Here is a 10394-nt window from a genome sequence, read left to right on the forward strand (position 1 = left end):
ACCCTCCTACGCGCCAACTGAACTCTTTCGCCAGAGGTCCATCAGGGTGATCTTCTCTGATGGTTGTTCTTAACATATCAGATAGTTTAAATCCTTTACAGAGTTAAAGTGTCAAAGGGGTACCCTTTTTTTAAAAAATGAGTGATTACTCACTTTACAACTTGTGCTGTCTACGCTACACTAAAGTCAATCAATGAGTGATTACTCACACTCACATTATTCTCCGCCCATTCGAGAGGAGTGACCCCCCATGCCAGCTTCACAGCCTCCAGCATCTGCACACTCGCCAACCTCCCAGCCCCAACCTCCTGTCGTTGACATCCGCGACATCACCCGCCGGTTCGGCAGCCGCGCCGTTCTGAACGGCATCTCGCTGCGTGTCGAACGCGGCGAGCTGTTCGGCCTGCTCGGCCCGTCCGGCTCGGGCAAAACAACGCTGATCAAGCTCATCACCGGCATCGACCAAGCCGACGAAGGCGCCGTCCATGTGCTCGGCGAGCGCATGCCGAAGCTTGCGATGCTGCAGCGGTTCGGCTACATGGCGCAGTCGGACGCGCTCTACAACGAGCTGACTGCCCGCGAGAACCTTCACTTCTTCGCCTCGCTGTACGGCTTGTCCGGTACCCGGCGCAACGAGCGGATGCAGGCGGCGATGGCCGTCGTCGACTTGCTCGACCACCTGAACAAGCCGGTCGCCGCCTACTCCGGCGGCATGAAGCGACGGCTGTCGCTCGCCATCTCGCTCTTGCATGAGCCGGAGCTGCTCATCCTCGACGAGCCGACCGTCGGCATTGATCCGATGCTGCGCCAATCGATCTGGAGGGAGCTGCTCGCAATGAGAGAGCGGGGCACGACGATCATCCTGACGACGCATGTCATGGACGAGGCCGACAAATGCGACCGAATCGGCCTCATCCGCGAGGGCAAGCTGAATGCGGTCGATTCGCCGCAGGCGCTCAAAGCCCAGACCGGCACCGACAGCATCGAAGACGCCTTCATCGTCCTCGGGGGAGGGGTGCGGGGATGAGAACGCGTGCGCTGGCTATTCGCATCATCCGCCAGTTTGTCCGAGACAAGCGGACACTCGCGCTATTGTTCATGGCGCCGCTTCTGGTGCTGACGCTGATGTACTTCGTGTTCAACGGGCAAACGGTCAGCCCGGCGATCGGGACCGCTGGGCTCCCGGCGCAGCTGAACGAGCGGCTGCAGCAAGCCGGAGCGGAGCTGACGACCTACGCCGACCTTGCGCAGGCGCGAGCGGCCTTAGAGCAAGGCGACGCCGGCCTAGACGCCGTCATCACGCTCGAAGCCGGCAAGCCGTCGATTCTCCTGGAAGGCAGCGATCCCGGCGCTTCGAAAGGTGTCATGCTGCTTATTCAGAAGGCGCTGCAAGCCGATATTCCCGCCACCGTACCGACCGTAAACTATCTTCACGGCAGCGACTCGCTGACCAGCTTCGACAATTTCGGGCCGGTGCTGATCGGATTTTTCTCCTTCTTTTTCGTCTTTCTGCTCGCAGGCGTTGCTTTTCTGAGGGAACGTACGACCGGTACGCTGGAACGTCTTCTCGCTACACCGATCAAACGATCGGAAGTCGTGCTCGGCTACTTGACCGGCTTCGGCCTGTTCACCCTGCTGCAAGCGGCGCTCATCGCCTCCTATGCAATCGGAGTGCTCGGCCTGTATATGGAGGGCCATATTTGGCTCGTCTTGGCGATCAACCTGCTGCTAACTTTAACAGCGCTGACGCTGGGGACGCTTCTGTCCTCCTTTGCGAGCAGCGAGTTTCAGATCATTCAGTTCATCCCGCTGGTCATCGTGCCGCAGGTTTTTTTCTCCGGCCTGTTCAGCCTGGACGCCATGAATCCGTGGCTGCAGAAGCTCAGCTACATCATGCCGCTCTACTACGGAGCTGACGCGCTGCGAGGCATTATGCTGCGGGGCGAGGGTTTCGCCGAGATTCAGAACGATTTCTACGTTTTGCTCGGATTCTCCGTCGCGTTCGCTATACTGAACATTGCGGCGCTGAAGAAGCAGCGTGCGATTTAACAACAACAGCCTGTTTGTGGTACCATCAAGGCAAAGGTGCAAGGAGTTGAAACAACCGGATGAGCAGCAACGGAATGGAGCCGTGGATTGAAGAGCTCGTGCAAGCGAGCGCGGCAGCCGACAAAATGACGGAGAAACAAGCCCGCATCGTCGAAGCGGCGATCGAGATGTTTGCCGAGAAAGGATATTCCGGCGCCTCCACGAGTGAAATCGCTCAACGGGCGGGGGTAGCGGAGGGCACGATTTTTCGCCATTACAAGACGAAGAAGGATTTGCTGCTGTCGATCGTCACCCCGGCCATGCTGAAGCTGATTACGCCATTCGTACTGCGCGAGTTCAAGGATGTGCTGAATCAGGAATACGAGAGCTATGATCTGTTCCTGCGGGCGATGATCGAGAACCGGATCGCATTTGTTCAGAAAAATAAAAGCCTGATCCGCATCATCGCGCAGGAGATTCCTTTCCATCCGGAGCTGAGGGAGCAATTTGAAACGATTGTGCTGTCCCAAGTGGTCGTGCGGATGGAGAAGCGGATCGAGAAGTTCAAGGAGCAGGGCCAGATCCGCGCGGATTTGCCTACGGTTTCCGTACTGCGGATGACGGCTTCGACGCTGATAGGGTATGTGCTGATGCGCGATTTCGCGGCGACAAGGCCGGGGTCGGCTTGGGATGACGGGGCGGAACGGGAAGCGACGATTTCTTTTATCGTAAAAGGGTTGGCGCCTTAGATAAGCTCAGATGCGCTTGAGCGGGTTGGAGAGGACGTGCGAACTTGTATCAGCAGGCGGTTGGTCTGTATACGATGGTATTGGCATTGGACGGGGAGCGGGTGTTGCTCGTCAATCGGCCGTCCAAGCTCGGGTTTCCGGGCTACATAGGGCCGGGCGGCAAGGTGGGCAAGCTGGAGACGATCACGGATGCCGCTGTACGGGAGCTGCTGGAGGAGACTGGGCTGCGGGCGGAGCCTTCGGACTTGATTTACAAAGGGATGGACGGCTTCGTCGATCCGACAACGGAATATCGCTACATTGTGTTCAACTATGTGGTCCGCAAGTTCGAAGGCGAGCTGCTGCTGAACCCTCCGGAGGGTGAGCTGGTGTGGGTTCCGGTTGCGGAAGCGCTGGACTTGCCGATGCAGGACTGGTTCAAGCGGCGGTTCCCGCTGTTCTTCGCGGAGGGGACGTTCGAAATGTTCGACCTGTGGGAGCTGGAAGCGAAGCGCTCGCATGGCGAACGAAGGATACGGCTAGGAGGTGCAGAGGAGCTTGGCTTATAATAGCCAGGCTTCTTAATTTTTAGATATATGTATATGGGAACCCCTGCCGGACTGGAGTTTAGGAAGCTTTGCAGCTATGAAACAGGCATGGTTTCACCCTTGGTGGTGTGCCCTGTATTGGCTGGGAGTACAATCGGCCAGTTCCTTGAACACACGCCCGAAATGCGTCAGGCTCTCGAAGCCGACCTGCCTTGCGATATCCGTTACGCTGAGGTGAGAGTCGCGCAGCAGCTTTTGCGCTTCCGTCATGCGAACATGATTTAAATATTTGACAAAGTTGAATCCGGTTACATTTTTGAACAGACGGCTCAGGTGGAACGGGCTGATGTAGAACATTTCGGCGAGCATGGTTAATGTCATAGGAGTCGAGTAATGCAGCGTGACGAATTGGGCGATTTCTTCCACAGTATGATGCAAAGAGACGTTATGAATCGAACGGTTTCTTCTCTCTTCATGCATTCGCCGTTGCAGCCATAGCAGAAGCTCTAGCAGGGAAACTCGCATATAGTCCATGTAACCGTATTCACGTTTCTTGTACTCTCGCAGCATTTTGGTCAGCAATGTCTCAAAGAAGCTTTGCTCCGCCGCCGTGAGCTGCAATAGCTTGATTTCGGAAAAAATGTTGAGCACTTGGGGAATCGATTCTATGTAGCCGTCCAGAAACTTGCGATTGAACGCAAGGATAATCCCGTCCCTGAACGAATCGTCGAGCAATTTATGTTGATCGTTGCGGTCAATCAGGACCAATTCGCCTTTTCGAAGGGTGTAGGACTGGTCTTCAATTACATAGCCGCGAGTGCCGCTGAGCAGATAGTACATTTCATAGGTCTCGTGATTATGAAGGGGATAGTTGTCTATGCTGAGCCCGTCTTTTTGCACCCGCTGAATCAAGAAATCATTGACGAGAAACGAAAACTCGAGATTATACTGAAAAGCCACAGAACTCGCTCCCCTCATCGTCAGCTGCACTCTTAACTTTATTTTAGCATGCGTCCGGTTTTTCGAACAATGGCACATTGTAGCTCTTTAGGGGCCAGATTGCAAAAAATGTTGAATGAATAAAAATGAGCAAGCGTAGGTGAAGCATTTTATCCAAGCATCAATTAGAATTCGAATGAGAGCGCTTCCTTGCATCTTGTTAAGTCATCGTCTGCACTCTTCGACATTTCTGGAGGTGATCTGGATCGCATCCGAGGCAAGACTTGCAACAGTCTGATTACTATTTCGAAAGGAGCTCGTAACGAATGAAACGTGGATGGAAACAAATGCTTCTCTTGATTTTATTGATCACAGGCGTGATCCCTGTTTTCCCTGGCGCGGCCAGCGCCAGCGTACTGCCGTTCTACGCTTCCGCCCAGACCTCCGGTACGATGACAGTAAAGCTGTATCCTACCGAGAATGTCGATACCGGCGTTTCAACGCTTGTCACCTTCGGCGTTCCGTTCACCCGCGGATCCGTAGCCCCCGCCGATCTGACCAAGATCCGGGTGCTGAAGGGCGGCATCGAAATTCCCGCTTATGTCGCCATGCAAACCCCTTGGAGACATATTACGAACCCCGCGCTGGACGGCACCTCCGTCCGTGTAGCGACCGTTCAGATCCCATACACATTCACCTCCGCTTTCCCTAACAGCGAGAACATCACCATCGAGTGGGGGACGACGACCCGCACCCAGAACATCTCCACGCTGACCGATCCGAAGACGGCATGGCACCAAGTCGTCAGCGGCACGTTCGTCGCGACGGACAATATTTATGAACCGGATGTGTACGCGGTGCTGCCGAAGGACGTCCTGTCGAACGGCACGCTTAATCCGCAACGGATGAATCCGATGGATGACGCGATCGGCGTGACGCGCGACGATCCGTCCGCGATGAAGGCGGTCGAGCATTATCCGGGCTTCGATGAACTCGACTATGCGTTCAAAAACTTCTTCTACACGGTCATCAATGAAGATAACATCGCCGTAACCGAGACGAATCCGTACAAAGCTTCCGGAGATAAATCGGAAACCTGGCTGTACGACCGTTCGTCCACGATGTATGATCTGTATTTCCGCAGCGGCTCGTTCAAGGCGCTTCGCGAAGCGACACGCAGCACGGAATTCTATGCAAGCAAGCTGTGGGACAAGACGACGACGCCGATCAAAGCGATCGGGCTGTTCAAGCTGAAGGCGACTACATCGACGGCAAGCGGCGGCAACAACTCGATGTACTCCTACAACGAGCCGTTCGCGTATAACTACTGGCTGACCGGCAACGCAGGCATGCTCGAACCGATCGATTGGATTGTACATGCGCATGAAAACAACACCGAGAGCACCCGCTGGTCCGCCGGCTTGGTTACATGGACGGAGCGGCATACGGCGTTCCGATTGCTGGCTAACGTCATCGCCTACGAAGTATTGGGGCTCACGAAGTACAAGGATAAGATAGTATCGCAAACCGAGGACTTCATCTGGCACCAGAACGGCGCAGGCGGAGCGATGCCGTCCGGATACGTCGACGGGGGCTTGTATCACAAGGGCTCGCAGCACGGGGACGGAGTGGGCACAGATTTTGTTGCCTCTTCGTGGATGACCATCCTCTTGCAGCAGTCGATGATTCGCGCCTACTCGCTTACGCAGGACAGTGACATTGCGAACTTCGTCAAAAGAGTCGGAAATTTCTTGAAGGCTGCGGTTAAATATGATCCGTACCACGGCTACGACACGTATTCGGGCACGTTGCCCTATCCGGATTACATGATGAAGTACGACGGGACGACCGATTCGGTGAGCGGCGGCCGCGGCAGCCCGGGCAATCCGGCCGGCGGCAGCACGATCGACCACAATATTTCGATTGCGACCGGACTGCTCTGGTCTGAATATTTCAACCAGCTGCTTGGCGGTTCGCCCGATTCTACGATTACAGATCTGGCTATGGACCTCTACTACGGCTATGATATCGGCGTCAACTACTATACCCGTCCGGCAGGTCCGGCAAGCGGCAAAGCTGCTTTCCGCGTCAGCCCGTGGCGCAAATGGTCGTGGGAGTATAAACCGGCGGTCAGCTTGTCCTGGCTCGCGAATCAGCTCGGGGTCAGCCCGCAACTACCGCCGGACATTGCGATGTCCGCTCCTGCGGAAGGCCAGATTTTCTCCGAACCGGCTACGATCGGCATCGATCCGCTTGTAACGGCGAACACGGGTTCGATCGCGAAGGTGGAGTTTTTTAACGGGGTCACCAAGCTCGGCGAGAAAACATCGCCGCCTTACAACTACACGTGGTCATCCGTAGCGGCAGGCAGCTATGCGATCAAAGTGAAGGCGACGGACAGCAACGGCAAGTCCAGCGAGACGATCCGCAACGTGCGGGTGATCGACACAACAGGACTTAACAACTTCAAGGCTGCGATCCATGCAGGTCAATTCAAGACGTATCCGCTTGGCACGCAAACCGGCACGTTCACCGTAGAGCTCGATGCCATGCCGCTCGCTGCGACGGTCGACGGCGGGGTGAGCCTCTCGCTCGGCTCTGCCGGCGGCTCCTGGTCGATGCCGGCCGTCGTTCGCTTCGGAACGGCAGGCAAGATCGAAGCGCGCGACAACATTACTTATGTCGGCCCAGGCACACCGATTACTTACTCGGCGAACCAAATCTACCATCTGCGCATCGTAGTAGACACGGCGGGCAAGACGTACAGCGCTTACGTCACTCCGCCAGGCGGCTCGGAATTGACGATTGCGACGAACATCGCCTTCCGCAGCACGCCGGTCGTATCGAGCCTCAATACGCTGAACGTGATGGGTGACATCGGCGGCTTGCTCGTCGGCAACGTAACAGGCGGCACCGGCGACGTTACCGCTCCGACGGTCTCGATATCGGCTCCGTCCGCCTCGAGCACGATCTCGGGCTCCACGACGATTACGGCATCCGCCACCGATGCGACGGGCGTCAGCAACGTCCAATTGTTCATCGACGGCATCCAGGTGGGCAATACCCTAACAACGTCGCCTTACACGACGACGTTCAACGCCGCTACTTTGTCGAACGGCACGCATACGATTACGGCAAAAGCGGTGGACGCCGCCGGCAATACATCGTACTCGGCACCTGTGTCGGTGACGGTAACGGGAGGCGGTTCGGCGGATTCGACAGCGCCGACGGTGTCCATCACCTCGCCAAGCCCAGGCACCGTGAGCGGCTCCATCAGTTTGTCTGCCAGCGCCACGGATGACGTGCGCGTCGGCGGGGTCACCTTCCTCGTGGACGGCAAGCAGGTCACGCCCGAATTGATGAGCGCGCCGTTCTCGACGTCTTACAACACCAGCTCGCTCACGTCAGGCAACCACACCATCACGGCCGTCGCCCGGGACACGTCGGGCAATACGACGACCTCAACGGGCGTGGTCGTGAACGTGACGGACTCCACACCTCCGCAAGGGGTCATCAGTATGCCAGCCCCAGGCACGATCTACACGACCTCGTTCCTGCTGTCGGCGGTGGCGTCCGATAATGCGGGCGTGGCAGGCGTGCGCTTCTATGCGAACGGCACTCCGCTGGCGGCGGAGGACACCACCGTGCCGTACAGCCTGACGGTCAACTCGGGGATTTTGTCGGCCGGATCGTATGCGCTGACTGCGGTGATCCGAGATACGTCGAACAATACGTATACGACGCCGGCCGTGAACATCACCTTCAGCCCGGACAGCACAGCGCCGGCCGTATCGGTGACGTCGCCGGCGGCAAGCTCGACGAACAGCGGTTTTATCGTGCTCACGGCCAACGCGACGGATAATTACGGCGTGAGCAGCGTGCAGTTCAAGGTGGACGGCAATCCGATCGGAGAGCCGCTGACGAGCGCGCCGTACACGATGACCTACAACACGATGGGCAAGCTGGACGGCAGCCATACGTTCACGGCGACGGCAGTCGATGTGGGCGGCAATGCGACCACTTCGTCCGGGGTGAACGTGACATTCAGCAACAACAGCGGCGGCTCGGGTACGGTGACGTATCAGTACGGGGTCGACAACTACACATTCACGAAGGATGTCGGGATTACCAGCCAGAGCTCCGGCAATACAACGGCATCCAAGACAGGCGCCGACATCAATATCTACAACCAGCTGCAGCAGGCATCGCCCTATCAGATGTTCTCGATTATTCGCTTCGATGACATCACGATTCCGCTGAATACAAAAGTAGATTCCGCCACACTGACGGTTCGCATGAACTCCAACGTGAATCCGACGAATATCGACGGGCGCTACTTGAACAGCTATTGGAATTATGATTCCGCGCATATCACGTGGAATAAACGCGATCTTATGGACTTCTGGAATACGCCTGGCGCAAACGGCGACGGAACGGATTTCATCAGCGGCAAATCGTTCTCGACCACGTTGACTACAGGTTGGCAGGTCAAGACGATTACGCTCGATCCGGGCGTCGTTCAGAGCTGGGTGAAGAATCCTGATACGAACCATGGGGTCAAAATTATTGCTACGACACAAAATACAACCGGCAAAATCAACGGCTCGGAGAATACGACGGAGGCTTACCGACCGAAGCTCAGCATCACTTATTCGCCTTCGGACACGACACCGCCGACGGTTTCGGTCACATCGCCGACAGGCGGCGCTACGCTGTCCGGCGTGGTGAACTTGACTGCCAATGCGTCCGACAATGTCGGCGTGGAAGGCGTGCAGTTCTACTTTAACGGCATCGCGGCCGGTGCGGAAGATACTGTTGCTCCATACGACGTGTCATTCGATACGAGCGCTCTGACGCCGGGCTCCTACACCGTCACGGCGGTAGCGCGCGATGCGGCCGGCAACACCACGACGTCTTCCGGCGTCAATGTGACCGTCGCAGCGCCGGCACCGGTGACCGTGACGTTCCAAGAAGGCGTCAGCAGCTACACGGGAACGAAGGACATTACGATTCGTTCTGCTGTGGGCGGCTCTTCGTACACCTCGACCGAGGCCTATGTGTACAACAAAACGGATTTGCCGACTGGAGCTTACGAGATCCAAGGGCTGCTCCGATTCGACGACATCTCGATTCCTACCGGCAAGACGGTAACATCCGCTTCGTTGAAGCTGACGTTCATCAACACGTCTCAAGCGACTATCGATGTGACGGGCTACTACTTGAACACGGCATGGGGCGCGACCACGGCAACATGGGCCAATAAGGATACGAGTACGCCATGGAACACGGCCGGCGCCCGCGGAGTAGGCACGGACATCAAGAGCGGGCTGTCGTTTACGGTGCCGTTTACGGCGACAGGCAACCCGGTCGTGAAGACAATCACGCTGGATACGGCGACAGTGCAGGATTGGCTTGACAATCCGTCGAATAACCACGGGGTGTTGCTGTACTCCGCGGTGCCGGGCAAGATCATTCGCTTCTACACGTCCGAGCATGCGACGACGAGCTATCGTCCGGAACTGAGCATCACGTACCAATAACGGCTGTTTCATAAGAAGGACCTCAAATTCCACGGATGCGTGGAGGCTGAGGTCCTTTTTTTACAGATAAGAAAGTTTAAGTTCTTTACCGTGCTGAAGCGTCAAGGGGGTACCCGTTCTAAAATGGTTTTATTAGAAAGCAAGTTTTTTGGGGAGACGCAGGTTCCTTTTTAATGAGGGCTTCGGGCAGATGAGTGCAAGAGCAAGAGCCAGGTTACTTGGCGTTGGATCGGTTTTGGGTTGCATCTACAGGTACTTTTGGCTCCAACCCACATGTTCCAGCAAGATACCCCGGCCCCAGCCAGTAACTATCCTTCCGGGACCGAGCCCGGCTACTCCATCCCGCCGTAGCCCGACTTTTCCTGACTACGGGGGCATCATCTAAATGGGGGAGTGCTCCAGTCCGAGTTTCCCCACTTACAGAGGCGTTTTTACGCATCCCTAACAGAACCCCCTCTCCAACTCTGCAAACTCGGACTAGGGAGCCTAAATCTGCCTAGCAGCGGCCTTGCAGCCCGACTTTTTCGGACTGTATCCAGCGGTTACTTGGCGTTTAGGGGAGGGGGACAGGTTGACAAGGAGTCCGTCTCTAGGGCGACAGTAGACCAAAA

6 protein-coding genes are annotated in these 10394 nt (G+C 56.4%); 5 read left to right on the top strand and 1 reads right to left on the bottom strand.

Features of this window, described 5'->3' with window-relative positions; translation table 11 throughout:
- Positions 1-250: 250 nt before the first annotated feature.
- The 4 genes from PKO02S_RS30275 (at position 251) to PKO02S_RS30290 (ending at position 3325) form a co-directional block, all read left to right on the top strand.
- Positions 251-1027 (top strand): ABC transporter ATP-binding protein, encoded by a 777-nt coding sequence (locus tag PKO02S_RS30275; protein ID WP_127588745.1) that lies wholly within the window; start codon positions 251-253, stop codon positions 1025-1027.
- Positions 1024-2049 (top strand): ABC transporter permease, encoded by a 1026-nt coding sequence (locus tag PKO02S_RS30280; RefSeq protein WP_127588746.1) that lies wholly within the window; start codon positions 1024-1026, stop codon positions 2047-2049. The genes PKO02S_RS30275 and PKO02S_RS30280 overlap by 4 nt, the downstream gene beginning before the upstream one ends.
- Positions 2050-2108: 59 nt before the next feature.
- Entirely contained in the window at positions 2109-2777 is a 669-nt protein-coding gene (locus PKO02S_RS30285) for a TetR/AcrR family transcriptional regulator (protein ID WP_127588747.1), read from the top strand.
- Between the two features lie 74 nt (positions 2778-2851).
- Complete coding sequence (locus tag PKO02S_RS30290; RefSeq protein WP_127588750.1) at positions 2852-3325, top strand: NUDIX domain-containing protein; 474 nt, start codon at positions 2852-2854, stop codon at positions 3323-3325.
- Between the two features lie 93 nt (positions 3326-3418).
- On the opposite strand, the gene PKO02S_RS30295 is transcribed toward PKO02S_RS30290, so the two are convergent.
- On the bottom strand, positions 3419-4264 hold the full coding sequence (locus PKO02S_RS30295; protein WP_164821777.1) for an AraC family transcriptional regulator: 846 nt from the start codon (positions 4262-4264) through the stop codon (positions 3419-3421).
- 305 nt (positions 4265-4569) lie between these two features.
- Here PKO02S_RS30295 and PKO02S_RS30300 point away from each other — a divergent pair, with 305 nt between their 5' ends.
- Positions 4570-9783 carry an Ig-like domain-containing protein gene (locus PKO02S_RS30300; RefSeq protein WP_127588749.1) on the top strand — a complete coding sequence of 1738 codons (5214 nt, stop codon included), beginning with the start codon at positions 4570-4572 and terminating at the stop codon, positions 9781-9783.
- The last annotated feature ends 611 nt before the right edge of the window (positions 9784-10394 follow it).

Source organism: Paenibacillus koleovorans NBRC 103111 (genome assembly GCF_004000845.1).
Taxonomy (GTDB): Bacteria; Bacillota; Bacilli; order Paenibacillales; family NBRC-103111; genus Paenibacillus_AA; species Paenibacillus_AA koleovorans.

What these genes read in the sequence shown, in the direction of transcription:
- PKO02S_RS30280 (WP_127588746.1), top strand. Translation starts at nt 1,024, where the DNA reads ATGAGAACGCGTGCGCTGGCTATTCGCATCATCCGCCAGTTTGTCCGA.
- PKO02S_RS30300 (WP_127588749.1), top strand. Translation starts at nt 4,570, where the DNA reads ATGAAACGTGGATGGAAACAAATGCTTCTCTTGATTTTATTGATCACA.
- PKO02S_RS30290 (WP_127588750.1), top strand. Translation starts at nt 2,852, where the DNA reads ATGGTATTGGCATTGGACGGGGAGCGGGTGTTGCTCGTCAATCGGCCG.
- PKO02S_RS30285 (WP_127588747.1), top strand. Translation starts at nt 2,109, where the DNA reads ATGAGCAGCAACGGAATGGAGCCGTGGATTGAAGAGCTCGTGCAAGCG.
- PKO02S_RS30275 (WP_127588745.1), top strand. Translation starts at nt 251, where the DNA reads ATGCCAGCTTCACAGCCTCCAGCATCTGCACACTCGCCAACCTCCCAG.